Source organism: Pseudomonas sp. B15(2017) (assembly GCF_002113215.1).
Taxonomy (GTDB): domain Bacteria; phylum Pseudomonadota; class Gammaproteobacteria; order Pseudomonadales; family Pseudomonadaceae; genus Aquipseudomonas.
The window spans coordinates 16,851-33,626 of record NZ_NEJZ01000028.1; the positions used below are offsets into that span (position 1 = coordinate 16,851).

20 protein-coding genes are annotated in these 16,776 nt (G+C 60.7%); 8 read left to right on the forward strand and 12 right to left on the reverse strand.

Going from position 1 to position 16,776, the window contains the following annotated elements:
• Nucleotides 1-128: 128 nt before the first annotated feature.
• The 5 genes from speE to CAF73_RS28745 all read right to left on the reverse strand — a co-directional run bounded on the left by speE (nucleotide 129) and on the right by CAF73_RS28745 (nucleotide 4,596).
• Nucleotides 129-1,004, reverse strand: a complete 876-nt coding sequence (gene speE / locus CAF73_RS28725) for a polyamine aminopropyltransferase (protein ID WP_085701189.1) — start codon at nucleotides 1,002-1,004, stop codon at nucleotides 129-131.
• Between the two features lie 253 nt (nucleotides 1,005-1,257).
• Entirely contained in the window at nucleotides 1,258-1,449 is a 192-nt protein-coding gene (locus tag CAF73_RS28730) for a PLDc N-terminal domain-containing protein (RefSeq protein WP_007959984.1), read from the reverse strand.
• 71 nt (nucleotides 1,450-1,520) lie between these two features.
• The gene (locus CAF73_RS28735; RefSeq protein WP_085701188.1) at nucleotides 1,521-2,051 is read right to left on the reverse strand and encodes a hypothetical protein; all 531 of its coding nucleotides are present in this window, start codon (nucleotides 2,049-2,051) and stop codon (nucleotides 1,521-1,523) included.
• A 90-nt stretch (nucleotides 2,052-2,141) separates the two neighbouring features.
• Nucleotides 2,142-2,660: an ankyrin repeat domain-containing protein gene (locus CAF73_RS28740; protein ID WP_085705301.1), complete on the reverse strand. Its 519-nt coding sequence runs from the start codon at nucleotides 2,658-2,660 to the stop codon at nucleotides 2,142-2,144.
• A gap of 97 nt (nucleotides 2,661-2,757) precedes the next feature.
• Nucleotides 2,758-4,596, reverse strand: coding sequence for a long-chain-acyl-CoA synthetase (locus CAF73_RS28745; protein WP_085705303.1), 1,839 nt, complete (start codon nucleotides 4,594-4,596; stop codon nucleotides 2,758-2,760).
• A gap of 387 nt (nucleotides 4,597-4,983) precedes the next feature.
• On the opposite strand from CAF73_RS28745, the gene CAF73_RS28750 reads away from it, so the two are divergent.
• Nucleotides 4,984-5,262 carry a DUF3509 domain-containing protein gene (locus tag CAF73_RS28750; RefSeq protein ID WP_085701185.1) on the forward strand — a complete coding sequence of 93 codons (279 nt, stop codon included), beginning with the start codon at nucleotides 4,984-4,986 and terminating at the stop codon, nucleotides 5,260-5,262.
• A 75-nt stretch (nucleotides 5,263-5,337) separates the two neighbouring features.
• Here the strand turns inward: CAF73_RS28750 and mtnC are convergent, their stop codons facing one another.
• The 5 genes from mtnC to aroC form a co-directional block, all read right to left on the reverse strand.
• Nucleotides 5,338-6,021 (reverse strand): acireductone synthase, encoded by a 684-nt coding sequence (gene mtnC, locus CAF73_RS28755; protein WP_085701184.1) that lies wholly within the window; start codon nucleotides 6,019-6,021, stop codon nucleotides 5,338-5,340.
• A 4-nt stretch (nucleotides 6,022-6,025) separates the two neighbouring features.
• Nucleotides 6,026-6,571, reverse strand: a complete 546-nt coding sequence (locus CAF73_RS28760) for an acireductone dioxygenase (protein ID WP_085705349.1) — start codon at nucleotides 6,569-6,571, stop codon at nucleotides 6,026-6,028.
• 91 nt (nucleotides 6,572-6,662) lie between these two features.
• Nucleotides 6,663-7,289, reverse strand: coding sequence for a methylthioribulose 1-phosphate dehydratase (locus CAF73_RS28765; protein WP_085705305.1), 627 nt, complete (start codon nucleotides 7,287-7,289; stop codon nucleotides 6,663-6,665).
• The gene (locus CAF73_RS28770) at nucleotides 7,286-8,431 is read right to left on the reverse strand and encodes an MFS transporter (RefSeq protein WP_085705307.1); all 1,146 of its coding nucleotides are present in this window, start codon (nucleotides 8,429-8,431) and stop codon (nucleotides 7,286-7,288) included. The genes CAF73_RS28765 and CAF73_RS28770 overlap by 4 nt, the downstream gene beginning before the upstream one ends.
• Nucleotides 8,432-8,462: 31 nt before the next feature.
• Nucleotides 8,463-9,554 carry a chorismate synthase gene (aroC, locus tag CAF73_RS28775; RefSeq protein ID WP_085701181.1) on the reverse strand — a complete coding sequence of 364 codons (1,092 nt, stop codon included), beginning with the start codon at nucleotides 9,552-9,554 and terminating at the stop codon, nucleotides 8,463-8,465.
• A 130-nt stretch (nucleotides 9,555-9,684) separates the two neighbouring features.
• Here aroC and CAF73_RS28780 point away from each other — a divergent pair, with 130 nt between their 5' ends.
• Nucleotides 9,685-10,638, forward strand: coding sequence for an alpha/beta hydrolase (locus CAF73_RS28780; protein WP_085701180.1), 954 nt, complete (start codon nucleotides 9,685-9,687; stop codon nucleotides 10,636-10,638).
• 148 nt (nucleotides 10,639-10,786) lie between these two features.
• Nucleotides 10,787-11,578, forward strand: a complete 792-nt coding sequence (locus CAF73_RS28785) for a hypothetical protein (RefSeq protein ID WP_085705309.1) — start codon at nucleotides 10,787-10,789, stop codon at nucleotides 11,576-11,578.
• 42 nt (nucleotides 11,579-11,620) lie between these two features.
• Here the strand turns inward: CAF73_RS28785 and prmB are convergent, their stop codons facing one another.
• Nucleotides 11,621-12,529, reverse strand: a complete 909-nt coding sequence (gene prmB, locus CAF73_RS28790) for a 50S ribosomal protein L3 N(5)-glutamine methyltransferase (protein WP_085701178.1) — start codon at nucleotides 12,527-12,529, stop codon at nucleotides 11,621-11,623.
• Between the two features lie 239 nt (nucleotides 12,530-12,768).
• Between prmB and CAF73_RS28795 the strand changes: the two genes are divergently transcribed.
• The 5 genes from CAF73_RS28795 to CAF73_RS28815 all read left to right on the forward strand — a co-directional run bounded on the left by CAF73_RS28795 (nucleotide 12,769) and on the right by CAF73_RS28815 (nucleotide 15,541).
• Nucleotides 12,769-13,359 carry a cysteine hydrolase family protein gene (locus tag CAF73_RS28795; protein ID WP_011333204.1) on the forward strand — a complete coding sequence of 197 codons (591 nt, stop codon included), beginning with the start codon at nucleotides 12,769-12,771 and terminating at the stop codon, nucleotides 13,357-13,359.
• 131 nt (nucleotides 13,360-13,490) lie between these two features.
• On the forward strand, nucleotides 13,491-13,811 hold the full coding sequence (locus tag CAF73_RS28800) for a hypothetical protein (RefSeq protein ID WP_007960009.1): 321 nt from the start codon (nucleotides 13,491-13,493) through the stop codon (nucleotides 13,809-13,811).
• 74 nt (nucleotides 13,812-13,885) lie between these two features.
• Complete coding sequence (locus CAF73_RS28805) at nucleotides 13,886-14,443, forward strand: Smr/MutS family protein (RefSeq protein ID WP_039769915.1); 558 nt, start codon at nucleotides 13,886-13,888, stop codon at nucleotides 14,441-14,443.
• A gap of 77 nt (nucleotides 14,444-14,520) precedes the next feature.
• Nucleotides 14,521-15,066: a GTP cyclohydrolase I FolE gene (folE, locus tag CAF73_RS28810; protein WP_085705311.1), complete on the forward strand. Its 546-nt coding sequence runs from the start codon at nucleotides 14,521-14,523 to the stop codon at nucleotides 15,064-15,066.
• 103 nt (nucleotides 15,067-15,169) lie between these two features.
• Entirely contained in the window at nucleotides 15,170-15,541 is a 372-nt protein-coding gene (locus CAF73_RS28815) for a glutathione S-transferase N-terminal domain-containing protein (RefSeq protein ID WP_039769909.1), read from the forward strand.
• A 32-nt stretch (nucleotides 15,542-15,573) separates the two neighbouring features.
• Here CAF73_RS28815 and CAF73_RS28820 read toward each other — a convergent pair whose 3' ends face one another.
• A complete protein-coding gene (locus tag CAF73_RS28820) occupies nucleotides 15,574-16,740 on the reverse strand; it encodes a PLP-dependent aminotransferase family protein (RefSeq protein ID WP_085701132.1) in 1,167 nt (388 codons plus the stop codon).
• Nucleotides 16,741-16,776 lie beyond the last annotated feature (36 nt).

The following is a 16,776-nucleotide window of genomic DNA, read 5'->3' on the forward strand; positions in this document are numbered from 1 at the left end:
GGCTTACATCTATCTCGACTTTTGTCAGGATTGATCGTTCCCGGGGATTGCAGCCTTGAACATTAAAAAAAAGCCGAGGCCGGTGTGTTTTCGCACACAGGCCTCGGCTTTTTCTTACCCGCGAAGGATCAGTCGTTGCTTGGCTTGTTCACCGCTTGCAGCACGTATTGCGGCAAGGCGAAGGCGCCGATGTGAATTTCCGGGTTGTAGTAGCGGGTGACGATGCCGCTGCCGATGAAGCGCTGTTGCAGGATTTCGCGGCTCAGCTTGCGGTAGGCCGGGTTGGTCGAACCCCAGGCAAACGTCATCGAACCGCCGATGTAGGTCGGCACGGCCGCCTGATAGAAGTGCCAGTCCGGGAACAGGCTGCGCAGGCGGCCGGCGGTGGTTTTCACTTCTTCGATCTGCATGAACGGCGTGCCGTTCTGGGTCACGAGGATGCCGCCCTCGTTCAGGCAGCGGTGGCAGGCCTGGTAGAAGTTTTCCGAGAACAGCACTTCGCCCGGGCCGATCGGGTCGGTCGAGTCGGAAATGATCACGTCGAATTTTTCGGTGGTGGTGGCGACGAAGCGCATGCCGTCGTCGATCACCAGATTCAGGCGCGGATCGTCGTAGGCGCCCCTGGAGTGGTTCGGCAGGAACTCCTTGCACATGTCGACCACGGTGCCGTCGATCTCGACCATGGTGATGTGCTCGACGCTCGCGTGTTTGGTCACTTCGCGCAGCATGCCGCCGTCGCCGCCGCCGATGATCAGCACGCGTTTGGCGGTGCCGTGAGCAAGGATCGGCACGTGGGTGAGCATTTCGTGATAGATGAATTCATCGGCTTCGGTGGTCTGGATCACGCCGTCCAGCGCCATCACCCGGCCCATGCGCGGGTTCTGGAAGATCACCAGGTGCTGATGTTCGGTGCGCACTTCGTGCAGCAGTTTTTCCATGCGAAAACGCTGGCCGTAGCCTTCGTACAGGGTTTCCAGGTATTCGCTGGTCTTGGTGACGGTCATGGTGAAGTGCTCCGATGAATGCGCGGGCGCCAATCGTCAGGTTCGATCGCCCGGGAAAGGCGCGCATTCTACGTTGCCGAAGATGACAGGTCGAACCTTCCGCTGACAGACGACATTTTGAAGCCGCAGAAAGGCAAATGTGGGAGCGAGCTTGCTCGCGAAGAGGCCATCCGACTCAACACATTTGCTGAATGAAAAATCGCCTTCGCGAGCAAGCTCGCTCCCACAGGAAAGAACCTGTTCAGTTGTGAAACTAGATCCGCACGTTGCCCCGCGGCCCGGCAATCGCCCAAATGATCAGGCCCAGTACCGGCAGAAGGATGATCAGCAGCACCCAAAGGATTTTCATCCCGGTCTCGGCGCCGCTTTTCAGCACATTGATGATCGCCCAGATGTCGAGCGCAAGAATGATCAGGCCGACCAGGCCGTTGAACGTGGAACCCATAGTGTCGCTCCAGAATAGTGGCATGCACTTTTAGGATAGACGGCCGCGCACAGGGTTCCCTTTTATTGCGTTCAGACGTGAACGGCGACCTTCAGGGCCTCCAGCGACGGCGCGGCAGCAATGCCGACTTCGGCGCACAGTTCCATTACCCGTGGCACGTCGTTGCCGTAGACCAGCACCACTTGCAGCTCGTCGTCGAGCAACTGGCTGAAGTTCATCAGCGTGTAACCGCCGTTTTCCTTGTTCAGGCTGCTCATCTGCACCTGGATGCGGTTGAGCGCGGTCAGCGCTTCGGTCTTGGCCAGTTGCTTGGGCTTGAGGTTGAACTCGACGCCTGGCCCGAACGAGGCAATGATCTGCGCGAACAGGTCAACGTAGGTGTCGGCCTGGAACAGCACGGTCTCCGGCAGACTGCCGACCACGACCCACTCGCCCAGCGGAATCGGGAAAGTGTCGTCGTAGTTGATGTCCGGGTTGGCGGTCAGAAAGGCGTCGGCATCGGCGTAGGCCTGTGCCGCTTCGTCAGCGACCTTCAGGATCTCGTCTTCGCCCATGCAGCCGGAGCTGATTTTGCTGATGAGTTCGGCGAGTGCGGCTTTCATGGGGGCGGATCCTGTGGCGAAGGGAATTTTGAGGGCGCGAAGGATAGCGCATTCTCGCCTTCGCCACAGAGCGGGTTCCGGCCAGCGGCTTCAGCCCAGCAGTTTTTCCAGCTGCGCGGTGGTGTCCACAGCGCCCATGGTGCGGGCAGCGTCCAGCGCGGTGATGCCGTTGGCATCCTTGGCTTTCGGGTCGGCGCCCTGGTCGATCAAGTAGTCGACGATTTCAACGCGGTTGAACATCGCCGCCATCATCAGCGCCGTGCGTCCGTCAAAGGAAGCGCCTTCGATCTGCGCCCCACCGGCGACCAATGCCTTGACCACCGCCAGATCCCCCTTGAACGCCGCGCCGGCAATCGGGCTCTGGCCGTTGCCGTTGCGTTGTTCCGGGTCGGCCTTGTGCTTGAGCAGCACTTGCACCGCGTCCACGTGACCGTAGTAACTGGCGAGCATCAGCAGGGTGTCGCCCTTGCTGTTGGTCAGGTTCACCGGTAGGCCCGCCGTGATCAGGCGATCCAGCATCACCGCATCGCCCTCGCGCGCCTTGTTGAATACCTGTTCGGTGAATTCGGCAGCTTCTTCGGGGGTCATCTGGCGGCTTTGGTCGGACATTGGGCAACTCCACTTTCGGTCAATCGGAAAGCCGATAGTTTCCCGAGCGCGGCGATAGCTGTCATCCCCTTTTTTCCAAGACCTCCGATAGCCAATATCAATAGCGGTACTTGCCTGCCCGGATATCCGCGAGAATTTCATCCGTCAACTGCACGTAGGTTTCGGTCCCCGGCAGCCAGGCATAGATCGGGTCATCCCCCGTCAGACCGGGATCGAAGCCTTCGTTTTTCAAGCGCGTCTTCTGGTATTTGAAGGTGCCGGTGGTTTCCATTTTCACCTTGACCCGCAAGAACAGCGGCACCGCGTAGGCCGGCATCCGTTGGCGGGCGAAGGCCAGCAATTCGGCGAAATCCAGGGTTGCCAGCGACTCGGCCGGGGTGATCGCCGCCATCCCGGCGCGGCCATTGGTGTTGGGGATTTCCACGCCATAGGCCACGGCTTCGGAAATGTGCGGGTGCTGGAGCAGCAGATTTTCAACCTCGGTGGTCGAGACGTTCTCGCCCTTCCAGCGGTAGGTGTCGCCGAGACGGTCGACAAACTGCGCATGACCGAAACCGATGTTGCGCAGCAGATCGCCAGTGTTAAAAAAGCGATCGCCCTTGGTGAATACGTCCTGCAGCACGACCTTGGCGGTTTTCTGCGGATCGGTGTAACCGTCCAGCGGCGCCTTGTCGTCGATTCGCGCCAGCAGCAGGCCCCGCTCGCCCCGGCCGACCTTGCGCATGAACCCGTCAGCGCCACGAATCGGCTCGCCGCTTTCCTGATCGTAGGCGACCAGCTCCCAGGCCATCAGCGAGAAACCGATGGTGTTGTCGAAGTTGAGGATGTTGGTGAAGCCGATATTGCCGTCGCTGGCGGCGTACAGCTCGCAAATGTGTTGCACCCCGAAACGGGTCTTGAACTCGGCCCACGCGCCGGGCCGCAGACCATTGCCAATCATCTTGCGCACGTCGTGACGGCTGTCGTCGGCGCTGAGCGGCTGATCCACCAGATACCGGCACAACTCGCCGACGTAACCGATGGTGGTGGCGCGGTAGCGGCGCACATCGCTCCAGAATTGCCGGGCGCTGAACTTGCGGCGAATGGCGAAGCCGGACGCGCCGTTGACCGCCGAGCCCCAGCACACGCAAAGCCCGGTGGCGTGGTACAGCGGCAGGGTGCAGTAGACGATGTCGTCCGGGCGCATGTCGAGGGCGATCATGCCGAAGCTCGCCGAACTGCGCATCCAGCGCCCGTGCTTGAACACGCCGGCTTTCGGCAAACCGGTGGTGCCGGAGGTGTAGATATAGAAACAGGGGTCGTCGAAAAAAATCTGCCGGCTGCTGGCCGGGTTGTCGCCCGAGGCGTCGGCACTGGCGCTGATCAGGTTGATATAGCCCTCGGGCGCGATGCCCGGATGGCTGAAGGTATCCTGATCGGCGACGAACCAGATGCGCATTGCAGGGATCGACACTTGCTCGCGTACCGCCGCAAATGCCGGCAGCAGTTCCTCACCGACGACGATCGCCGCCGGCGTCACCAGGTTGATGCTGTGAATCAGCGTATCGCGGGTCTGCGAGGTATTGAGCAGCGCGCTGACGGCGCCGACCTTGGCCAGCGCCAGAATCGTCACCAGCAGTTCCGGGCGGTTCTCGATGAACACCGCCACCACATCGCCCTTGCCTATGCCCTGCCCGATCAGATAGTGGGCGATGCGGTTGGCCCACTGGTTGACCTGTGAATAACTCAGCACCACCTCGCCCGAGAGCAGCGCAGGGCCATCAGGGTTGCGCAGGGTCGCTTGCTCGAATGTCCAGCCCAGGCCACAGGTTTGGGTCGGATCCTTGACGTTGGCCACCTTCATGCCTTTCACCACCCGTGGGATGGCTCTGGCAATCGTCGGCAGTTTGCGGAGCATCATGCCCCAGGTAATCGTGTCGCTCGGCGCGTGGCGCATGGCAGCTCCCGTTCGACCTTGACGTGCAGGCCGGATTTTTATTGTCGGGCAATCGGGTGAGGCAACCGGCGCTTCTCGAGCGAGGGTCGAGGCCGAAAATACGTCAGGGATTCGCGGGCTGTACACGCGGTTTTTGCAATGTTTTGTATCCGCCAGCGCTACAAGACGAAGCGCGATTGCGGCAGTCCGGAATGGTTCCATCAGATCGACAACGATCCCGCAAAATGCAGGATGCACGATGGCCATTCATGCAGATTGCACGACAGGAGAAATCAATGAATTTTATATGTTGTTGATTTATAAGGATTTTTAAAAACGAAAATACTGGCACAATCGCTGCAACTCCCTACGCATGCTTGCCATTCAAGTGCATACGGAGCGAAAGACATGAACCTGATCCAAGAAAAATTTACTTCCCTGTTCTCCAACTTCGCCGTCACCACTGCGCCACGTCCTGATGGCGGGATTTTGCTGACCCTGAAGAGTGCCGACGGCAAAGTGTTCAAACGCGTGCTCTCCTATCAGCAATTGCACGCCGCCGACCAATTGTCGTGGGCGATCAGCGCGATCCGCCGTGATCTCGCGGAACAAGCCAGCGAGCTGCCGCAAATCGGCATGCTGCAAAGTCAGCAGCGTTTTGCCCTGCCGACCTATCACTCGATGTAATTCGAACACCGTAAAAAAACAGGCCGTGAAGCTTTCGCTTCACGGCCTGTTTTTTTACGCGTCGATTGTGTGAACTCAGAAGGCTTCCGGTTCGATCCCGGTAAAGCTGTCGACGGTCACATGCCCTTCCAGCTCCCCGCCCTCACGGGCCAGCCCGCAAGTTTGCAGACCGGCGGCCCTGGCGGCGTCGAGCTCCTGGACGATGTCGGACAGGAACAGAATTTCTTTCGGCTCCACTCCGATGGCCTGCTGGATATTGCTGTATGACTGCGCTTCGCGCTTCGGGCCTGACGTGGTGTCGAAGTAGCCGCTGAACAGCGGCGTCAGATCCCCGGCTTGCGAGCAGCCGAAAATCAGCTTCTGCGCCTGGATCGAACCGGACGAATAAACAAACAGTTGATATCCGGCCTGATGCCAGCGCTGGAGCGCTTCGACGGCGTCCGGGTAAACATGCCCCTTCAACTGCCCGGCCTGATAACCCTGTTCCCAGACCATGCCCTGCAACGCTTTCAGCGGCGTGGCTTTGCGGTCTTCGGCGATCCACGCCAGCAGAATTTCCACGACCCGCTCAACGTCGGCGTGCGGTTCGTTGCTGTCGCGGCGCACCGCGTCCAGTTGCTCGGCGACGTCAGCGCGCTGGGCATTCTGGCGAACGAAGTCCGGCAGATGTTTCGCTGCGTACGGGAACAGCACGTCGAACACAAAACTCACCGCGCTGGTGGTGCCTTCGATGTCAGTGAGAATGACCTTGATCGACATCGGTTCAGTCCTCCAGACGCGGGAAGCGGCCGGCAATGTCTTCGCCGGTGAAGTTGGCGACCCAGCCTTCAGGGTTGTTGAACAGGCGGATCGCAACAAAGTGCGGGTTCTCGCCCATGTCGAACCAGTGCCTGGTGCCGGCCGGTACCGAAATCAGGTCGTTCTTTTCGCACAGCACGGCGTAGACGTAATCGTCGATGTGCAGGGTAAACAGGCCACGACCGGCGACGAAGAAGCGCACTTCGTCTTCGCCATGGCGATGTTCTTCGAGGAACTTGGCGCGCAATTCGGCTTTTTGCGGATGGTCGCTGTTGAGGCTGATCACATCGACCGTGATGTAGCCGCGCTCGGTCATCAGTTTGTCGATCTGCTCTTTATAGGCCCCGATCACCTCTTCCTGGCTGGCGCCGGGCTGGATTTTCGCGGCGGCCTGCCAGCGGTCGAAGCGTACGCCCTGCTCGGCCAGGGTCGAGGCGATGTCTTCGAAATGGGTCAGCACCTTGTTCGGAATTTCGGGGCTGGAAACGTGATAGACGGACAGGCTGCTCATGGGGCACTCCTCGGTATCGGCCTTGCCGTCCGGTTCTTTCAGACCGGTCGGGCACTGCATTCATCAGGCAAATGGGCTGGTTCTGGTGAAGTCAGCCTTGGCGGTTCATGACGCTGCGGGTCTTCAACTCGCATTCAAACAGGAATTCAAAGGCCTCGATCTGGCGCAACGCGTCGCTCATCTGCGCGCCCCAGGTGTAGAGACCGTGGCCGCGAATCAGATAACCGACGCAATCGGGATGGGCGTCGAGCCAAAGCTGCACCTTGGCGGCAAGGCGCGCAATGTCCTGATCGTTGTCGAAGATCGGCACGCGCACCCGGGATTCGTGGGTGGAGATGCCGCTGAAGGCCTTTTGCAGTTCGTAGTCTTCGAACTCGATAAAGTCTTCCGGCGTCAGGCGCGACAGCACCGTGGCGTTCACCGAATGGGTGTGCAACACGGCGCCGATTTGCGGACGCCAGCTATAGAGCTGGGTGTGTAGCAGGGTTTCGGCGGACGGTTTTTTGCCCGGTTCCAGGCTGTTGCCGGACAGGTCGGTAGCGAGCACATCGTCCAGACCCAACTGGCCCTTGTGCTTGCCGGACACGGTCAGCAGCGCTTCGCTCGGTGACAGGCGCGTCGAGTAATTGCTGCTGGTGGCCGGCGACCAGCCGCGACCATAAAGAAAACGCCCGGCGTCGACAATTTGCTGGGCGAGCTGTTCACGGGTAAGGCTCATGGCCTGTCCTCTTGCATTCGAATGGCAATGATAACGGCAGCGGCGAGCGCTGCGAGACTGGCAATACTAAAGGTCAATGTCGCGCCGAGGGCATTCCAGCTGTAGCCGGAATACAACGCGCCGAGCGCACCGCCCGTGCCGGCCAGCGCTGCGTACAACGCCTGGCCCTGCCCTTGCTGGCGCGCGCCGAAGCTACGTTGCACGAACGCGATGGCAGCCGCATGAAAGCTGCCGAACGTCGCCGCGTGCAGCACTTGGGCAAACAACAGGATCCACAGGAATTCGGCGAACGAACCTAGCAGCAACCAGCGCAGCGCCGCCAGCAGAAAACTCGCCATCAGCACCCGCCGCAGGGAAAAACGCGCGAGGATCCGGCTCATGGCCATGAACATCAGCACTTCCGCCACCACGCCGACCGCCCAGAGCATGCCGATCACGCCACGGCTGTAACCCAGTCGTTCGAGGTGCAAGGTCAGAAACGTGTAATACGGCCCGTGACTCATCTGCATCAGCGCCACGCAACCGTAGAACGCCAACACGCCGGGATTGCGCAACTGTTTGAGAAAGCCTTCGCCCGTCGGCCGGTTACCCTGAGGCGGCTGAGCGTTCGGCACCCACAAACTGCTGAGCACGATGCCGGCCATGATCAACACCAGCGCCGCCGGGTAAATGTCGAGGCTGAGCCATTCGAACAGGCGCCCGAGGGCGACCACGGTGATGATGAAACCGATCGAGCCCCACAGGCGAATCTGACTGTAGCGGGCGGTCTGGCCCTGTAAATGCGCCAAGGTAATGACTTCGAACTGCGGCAGCACCGCGTGCCAGAAGAAAGCGTGCAAGGCCATGACCATCGCCAGCCAGGCGTAGGTCTTGCTGACGAAGATCAGCGAGAAGGTCAGCAGCGTACACACTGCGCCAAAGCGCACGATCGCCAGGCGTCTGCCGGTGTAATCGCCAAGCCAGCCCCAGATGTTCGGCGCCACGCAGCGCATCAGCATCGGGATCGCCACCAGCTCGCCGATGCGCGCGGCGCTGAATCCGAGGTGATCGAAGTACAGCGCCAGAAACGGCGCCGTCGAGCCAAGCAAGGCGAAATAGAACAGATAGAAACTGGACAGCCGCCAGTACGGGAGCGCCGCCACGGTCAGACCGCGGCGGCTTTGAGATCACCCATCAAAGCTGACCCAGCACCGGAGTGCTCACACGCACGTCGGCGTTCTGGCCACGGTGACGCAACAGGTGATCCATCAACACGATGGCCATCATCGCCTCGGCAATCGGCGTGGCGCGGATGCCGACGCACGGATCGTGGCGGCCTTTGGTAATCACTTCGACCGGGTTTCCATCGATGTCAATCGAACGGCCCGGAGTGGTGATGCTCGAGGTCGGCTTCAAGGCCAGGTGCGCTATGATCGGCTGACCCGAAGAGATCCCGCCGAGGATGCCGCCGGCGTTGTTGCTGAGGAAACCTTGCGGGGTCAGTTCGTCACGGTGCTCAGTGCCGCGTTGGGCGACGCAGGCGAAACCGGCGCCGATTTCCACGCCTTTGACCGCGTTGATGCTCATCAGCGCGTGGGCCAGTTCGGCGTCGAGGCGGTCGAAGATCGGCTCGCCCAGGCCCGGCATCACGCCTTCGGCAACCACGGTGATCTTCGCCCCGACGGAGTCCTGATCGCGGCGCAACTGGTCCATGTAGGCTTCCAGCTCCGGCACTTTGTCCGGATCCGGGCTGAAGAATGCATTCTGCTCGACCGATTCCCAGGTCTTGAACGGGATTTCGATCGGGCCCAGCTGGCTCATGTAGCCGCGAATGACGATGCCCTGGCTGGCCAGGTACTTCTTGGCGATGGCGCCAGCGGCGACGCGCATGGCGGTTTCCCGCGCGGAGCTGCGACCGCCGCCGCGATAATCGCGCTCGCCGTATTTGTGGTGGTAGGTGTAGTCGGCGTGGGCCGGGCGGAACAGGTCCTTGATCGCCGAGTAGTCCTTGGATTTCTGGTCGGTGTTGCGGATCAGCAGGCCGATGGAACAGCCGGTGGTGCGACCTTCAAACACGCCAGAAAGGATTTCGACTTCGTCGGCTTCCTGGCGCTGGGTGGTGTGGCGGCTGGTGCCCGGCTTGCGACGGTCGAGGTCGCGTTGCAGGTCTTCAAGGGAAATCTCCAGGCCCGGCGGGCAGCCGTCGACAATGGCGACCAACGCCGGACCATGGCTTTCGCCCGCGGTGGTGACAGTGAACAGCTTGCCGTAGGTATTGCCGGACATGCAGGACGCTCCGTGAAATCGAACCCAAATTCGTGATGCGCGCCAGTATACGCAGGCTAACCGAGTAGTTCATCCTCGAACCTTAGCGGTGTGGGTGAGTCCAACCGGCACCTTGGCAAATGATGGCGTGATGATGCTGCGAGTTTTGATCTTGAGTCTTTCCCTGTTTACCGGCTTCGTCCAGGCGACTGTCCTGCAACGTCCGGTCACGTTGACTACCGACAACGGCGAACTTTTCGGCTCGCTGTTGCTGCCGAAATCCGACAACCCCGTGCCGGTTGTCCTGATCCTTTCTGGCTCGGGTCCTACGGATCGTGACGGAAACAACCCCGATGGCGGGCGCAATGACAGCCTCAAGCGATTGGCCTGGGTGCTGGCCAGACACAACGTCGCCAGTGTGCGTTTCGACAAGCGCGGCGTGGCTGCCAGCCTGGCGGCGACCCCGGATGAGCGAAACCTGTCGGTGGAAGCCTATGTGGCGGACGCCGTGGCCTGGGGACAGAAGCTGAAAGCCGATCCGCGCTTCGGCCCGTTGATCCTGCTCGGCCACAGCGAAGGCGCGCTGATTGCCAGCCTTGCTGCTCCAAAGGTCGACGCAGCGGCGGTCATTTCGCTCTCCGGCACGGCTCGACCGATCGATCAGGTGCTGCGCCGGCAACTGGCCCGCAGCCTCCCTCCTGCGCTGATGCTGCGCAGCAATGAACTGCTCGATAGCCTCAAGGCCGGGCGCACCGACGACAATGTGCCGGCGCCGTTGCAGGTGATTTTCCGTCCGAGCGTGCAGCCGTACCTCATTTCGCTGTTCCGTCAGGATCCGGCAGCGGCCTTCGCCCGGCTGAAAATGCCGGCGCTGATCGTGCAAGGCAGCAACGACATTCAAGTTCAGGTCGATGATGCGAAATTGCTCAAGGCCGCCAAACCGGACGCGCAACTGGCGCTGATCGAAGGCATGAACCACGTGTTGCGCATCGTGCCCAACGACGTGAAGCGGCAACTGGCTTCCTACAAGGACCCGAATTTGCCCCTGGCGGCGGAGCTGGGGACCCGCGTCCTTGAATTTATTGACGGACTTCGCACCCGTTAAGCGCTAGGGGGCGTTCTCAGCTAGTTTTCACGCGTAAAAACTAGCTGAGAACGCCCCCAGACCCTCTAGGACTTTGAAAAACGGCCGATAAGCCTTTGTCGCCAGCGTACCGGCTGGCGGCAAGCAGCTTGGACAGGATCTCGCCGTTATGACTGATACCCAGACTTCACCCGACACCACCGCTGAAAAAGACGCACCGCCAGCGGTCGAGCTGCCATGGGCGGACGTCCACGTCGAGCACCACAAGATGCTCCGCCTGGCGCCGTTACAGACCGACCGCAACACCGGCGGACGGCCGCTGCGCTTCGTTGAGTTCGGTTACGCGGAACGCAACAGCAAAGAACACAGCCTGATGCGCATGGCGATCAAGTTGCCCGCTCAGCGCGTTCGCAAGGAACAGAATCATCTGGACGTGTGGGTCGACCACGCGACCAAACGCGTGCATTTCGGCCCGGACAGCGGTTTGCAGATCGAACCGATGAACCGTGGCATCGGCCGTTTCATGGCCGCCCAGGGCATCAATTGGGCGAAAAAGCGCTGGCCCACCTACACCGTCGACGGCATGGACTTGAACAACAAGGACGCGCTGAACGAAGACACCCGCCTGCGCCGCGACCACTTTCTGCGGGTGCATGGCTTCGACGTGGTTTACGCCGACGCCCAGCATTTGAAGGGTAGCGTCAAGGAAGTCCAGGTCGGTGACCTGCTGGGCGACTGGAACAGCGAAAAGCTGCAGATCGTCGAAATTCTTGAAGCTGCACAGATGTTGCAGCAGGCCGAGCAGAATCTGGCCGAGCAGGAAGTGAAGCTGAAGAAGCAGGAAGACAAGGTCAGCAAGTTCAAGCGCGAAGACGCCGGATTGCGCTTCACCATTACCTGCCTGGTGGCGTTTGCGGTGTTTCAGGCCGGGCTGCTGATCTGGATTGCAACGCACCACTAAGCCAATGATCGTTCCCACCGGGGTGGGAACGATCGTTTCAGGTCAGACGCGGGAAGCGAACAGCGCCTGATGTTCGCGGCACTGTTCGGCAGTCAGCATGAACACGCCATGCCCGCCGCGCTCGAACTCCAGCCAGGCGAAATCGACTTCCGGGTACAGCGCTTCGACGTGTACCTGGCTGTTGCCCACCTCGACAATCAGCAAACCCTTCTCGGTCAGATGATCCGCCGCTTCGGCGAGCATCCGACGCACCAGGTTCAAACCATCGTCGCCGCAGGCCAGGCCCAGTTCCGGCTCGTGCTGGTATTCGTCCGGCATGTCGGCGAAATCTTCCGCATCGACGTAGGGCGGGTTCGACACGATCAGGTCGAAACGTTGACCCGGCAGCCCATCGAAACCATCGCCCTGCACGGTGAACACACGCTCATCGACGCCATGACGTTCGATGTTCTGGTTCGCCACTTCCAGCGCTTCGAATGACAGATCCGCCAGCACCACTTCGGCGTTCTGGAACTCGTATGCGCACGCGATACCGATGCAACCGGAGCCGGTGCACAGATCGAGAATGCGCGCGGGTTCGTCACCGATCCATGGGGCAAAACGGTTTTCGATCAGCTCGCCAATCGGCGAACGCGGGATCAGCACGCGTTCATCGACGATGAACGACATGCCGCAGAACCAGGCTTCGCCCAGCAGGTAAGCGGTCGGAATGCGTTCTTCGATGCGGCGCTTGAGCAGGCGCTGAAGGTTGACCAGCTCATCGTCTTCCAGCGCGCAATCGAGATAGCTGTCGGCGATCTCCCATGGCAGGTGCAAGGCACCGAGCACTAGCTGTCGGGCTTCGTCCCAGGCATTGTCGGTGCCATGGCCGAAAAACAGATCCTCCCCATGGAAGCGGCTGACGGCCCAACGGATGTGGTCGCGCAGGGTACGAAGTCGGGAAGTGATCACGGGGCAGAACTCCAGAAAAAACGACTGGCGATTCTAGCAGCCAAAACGCTCCACGACGACGCAGGAAGGATTCCGGGGCGACGGTAGGACGCTTCCGATTTTCCACTCGGCTATTGAACAGATCGTGTAACTTGACAAGGCTGCAGGCCAGCAACGACGGTGCCTACGATGGTAGCGATTCACAGAACCGCTCAGCCAGAGGACAATGTCGCAAAAGCCCCACCCGAAGGAGCCCCAGAATGTCCGTTCCAAAAACGATGTTTCAACTCAGCGGTCGCGGTTACGCAGCGGCCACGTTGAGCCATGCCACCGTGGTCATCATCGATGCCCAGAAAGAGTACCTCAGCGGCCCGCTGGCCCTGAGCGGCATGGACGCGGCGGTTGCGAACATCAAACAACTGGTTGCCGCCGCCCGTGCAGCCGGCCGGCCAATCGTGCACGTGCGTCACCTCGGCACTGTCGGCGGTCTGTTCGACCCGCAGGGCGAGCGCGGCGAGTTCATCCCCGGTCTGGAACCCCAGGGCGATGAAACCATCATCGGCAAGTTGCTGCCGAGCGCCTTTCACGGCACCGAACTCTACGATCGTCTGCAAACCATCGGCTCGCTGGACCTGATCGTCTGCGGTTTCATGAGCCACTCCAGCGTCAGCACCACCGTGCGCGCGGCGAAAAACCTGGGTTTCCGTTGCACCCTCGTCGAAGACGCCTGCGCCACCCGCGATCTGCCGTTCAAGGGCCGCGTGCTCAGCGCCGAACAGGTACAGGAAGCGGAAATGGCAATCATGGCCGACAACTTCGCCACCCTAGCGCTGACCCAGGATCTGATCTGATCGACCGAAAATGAGCGGCTCAGCCCGCCGCTCATCTGCAAAGACCTCGCATTTGCTTCAATTACCCTAGCCTCAGGAACAACCCGGTCAACTCCCGGTCGAAGGGCCGATACCCATTGAGGAAGGTCGGAATGAAGTTATCCGATGGATTTGACGCACGCCGCTTGCGGCCCAAAGGCCAAAGCAACTGGCGATTTCGATTCGGCGCGGCGATCGCGGCCATTCTGGCCACGTTCGGCGTGCTGCTGGCGATGGCCGGGGCCGCCAGCCTGCTGGGGCGCCCGCCGGCGCTCGGCGATCTGAATGCAACACCGCTCGGCTCGGCAATCATTCTCGCAGTCGGCCTGCTGTTCCTGTATTTCGGTGTGGCCCTGTGGCGTCGGTGCCGGCGTCGCGCACGGCAATCGCGGGAGCTGAACATGTCCCCGCACCTGATGAAAAAACATGATTGAATCGACGGCCTGGCTTTTTGCCGGGCCGTTTTGTGTCTGTTTGGGTAAACTGGCCGCCCTTCGCGGAGGCTGACATGCAAGACGACGATTTTTCCCTGTTCAAAAGTGCGATCCAAGGCGTCAAGCCGATCAAGCACGACCGCGCCGACACCGGCAAACCCAAGGCTGACCGTGACCGGATCGCCAAACTGCGCCAGTCTGCCACCGTGCGCACCGACACCACGACCGTTGACGGCTTGTCCGATCAGTTCGTGATTGACGTCGGCCCGGAAGACGAGCTGATGTGGGCACGCGACGGGGTACAGGAAAGCCAGATGCGCAAGCTCAAGATCGGGCAGATCCCGTTCGAAGGCAGCCTTGACCTGCACGGCATGAGCGTGGAAAAGGCCCGCGAAACCCTTTGGGCCTTTCTGGCCGAAGCGACCAAATTCGAAATCCGCTGCGTGCGCGTCACCCACGGCAAGGCTGTGCGTCTGGACGGCAAGCGGCCGATGATCAAAAGCCACGTCAACACCTGGCTGCGCCAGCATGCGCAAGTGCTCGGTTTCTGCTCGTGCCAGGCGAAACATGGCGGTGCCGGCGCCGTGTATGTGATGCTCAAACGCACCATGATGGAAGGCCGCGACGAATAATCCCGTTACACCGAACTTGCAGGGTCGTGTCCGCCACCGTACCCTTGCCCTTTGCGAAAATCCCCACAGGTAGTTTCATGTCCCTGGAACAGAATTACACCGCGATTCTCGGCCAATTGGGCGAGGACGTCTCCCGCGAGGGCCTGCGCGACACGCCAAAGCGTGCCGCCAAAGCCATGCAGTACCTCTGCCGCGGTTATGAACAGACGCTCGAAGAGGTCACCAACGGTGCCCTGTTCAGCTCCGACAACAGCGAAATGGTGCTGGTCAAGGACATCGAGCTCTACTCGTTGTGCGAACACCACCTGCTGCCGTTCATCGGCAAGGCCCACGTCGCGTACATCCCGAGCGGCAAAGTGCTGGGCCTGTCGAAGGTCGCGCGGATCGTCGACATGTACGCCCGCCGCCTGCAGATCCAGGAAAACCTCAGCCGCCAGATCGCCGACGCGGTCCAGCAGGTCACCGGCGCGCTGGGCGTGGCGGTGGTGATCGAGGCCAAGCACATGTGCATGATGATGCGCGGTGTGGAGAAACAGAATTCGTCGATGATCACCTCGGTGATGCTCGGTGAGTTCCGCGAAAACGCGGCGACCCGCAGCGAGTTTCTCAGCCTGATCAAGTAATTGATTGCAGAAAAGAACCGGCGTTGATCGCCGGTTTTTTTTTCGTCCGTGAAAAATCGGGTAAGCTGCGCGCCTTCTTCAATGTCCCTGTGAGGCTTGTAACGTGTTCGTCAAAGCGCTTCGTGTCGGCCTCGGCCAACTGATCATCTTCGTTGATTTCCTGACTCGCCCAGGCAAGAAACAGCGCCCCGCCGCTGCCCAGGCTCAGGTTGACGCCGCCGCCAAGGACCTGACCCTGTATCAGTTCCACGCCTGCCCGTTCTGCGTGAAGACCCGCCGCAGCCTGCGCCGTCTGAACGTTCCGGTGGCCCTGAAGGACGCGAAAAACAACGAGCAGGATCGTCAGACCCTGCTGGAACAGGGCGGCAAGATCAAAGTGCCGTGCCTGCGCATCGAAGAGAACGGCCAGACCACCTGGATGTACGAGTCCAACACCATCATCGAATATCTGAACCAGCGGTTCGCCGCAGTCTGACTCAAAAAAAACCGGCCTGAGGGCCGGCTTTTTCATGCCGCCTGCGCCGCCTGCGCCTGGCGCACCACCGCTGCCAGCCGCTTGAGCCCTTCGTCCAGACGAGCCGGATCAATGTGGCTGAAGTTCAGGCGCAGGTGGCCGGGATTGCGATCGGGCTCGGGAAAGAACGGTTCGCCTGGCATGAACGCTACATCATTGGCCAGCGCGGTATTCAGCAACGTTCGGGTGTCCAGCGGTTGCTTCAGTGTCAGCCAGAAAAACAGCCCGCCTTGCGGCGTGTTCCAGTCCGCCAGGTCGGCGAAATGGATTTCCAGCGCTGCTTGAAATGCATCGCGGCGCTGACGGTAGAAGCTGCGCAATTCACTCAAGTGCTGCTGATATTTCTCACTGCCGATCCACTGCAATGCTTGCCACTGACCGATACGATTGGTGTGCAGATCTGCCGATTGCTTCAGTTTGAGCAGGTGCGGGAACAGCTCCGGGCTGGCGATCAGGTAGCCGACACGCAAGCCTGGCAACAGGGTTTTCGACACGGTGCCGGTGTAGATCCAGCTGGATTTTTTCAGGCGTCCGGCAATCGGCTGGGCGCTGCCGCCGTCGAAGGTCAGTTCGCGGTAGGGTTCGTCTTCGATCAGGGTAACGCCGAATTCGTCGAGCAATGCCGCAACGGCTTCGCGCCTGGCTTCGCTGTAGCGCACGGCAGACGGGTTCTGGAAGGTCGGAATCAAATAGATGAACGCCGGACGATGCTGCTCCAGACGCTGACGCAATTGCGCAAGGTTCGGACCGTCAGCCTCCAGCGGCACGGTCAGGCAATCGGCGCCGAACAGTTGGAAAATCTGCAAGGCCGCCAGATACGTCGGCGCTTCGAGCAGGATTTCGGTGCCTTTGTCGATGTACAGCTTGGCCGCCAGGTCGAGGGTCTGCTGAGAACCGCTGACCACCAGCACCTGACTCGCCTCACACGGCAAACCCAGCGCCCTCGCCTCTGCCGCCAGCGCTTCGCGCAGTGCAGGCTCTCCTTCGCTCATGCCGTACTGGCCGAGAGACAGCGGCATGTCGGCCCACTCGACCTTCGGCAACATGGCTTCTGCAGGCAAACCGCCGGCAAAAGACATGACTTCCGGGCGCTGGGCCGCGGCAAGGATTTCACGGATCAGAGAACTTTTGAGGCGCGAGACACGTTCGGAAAAAGCCATGGAAGTCACCGCTAGCGAGGCATGGGAAAAATGAGT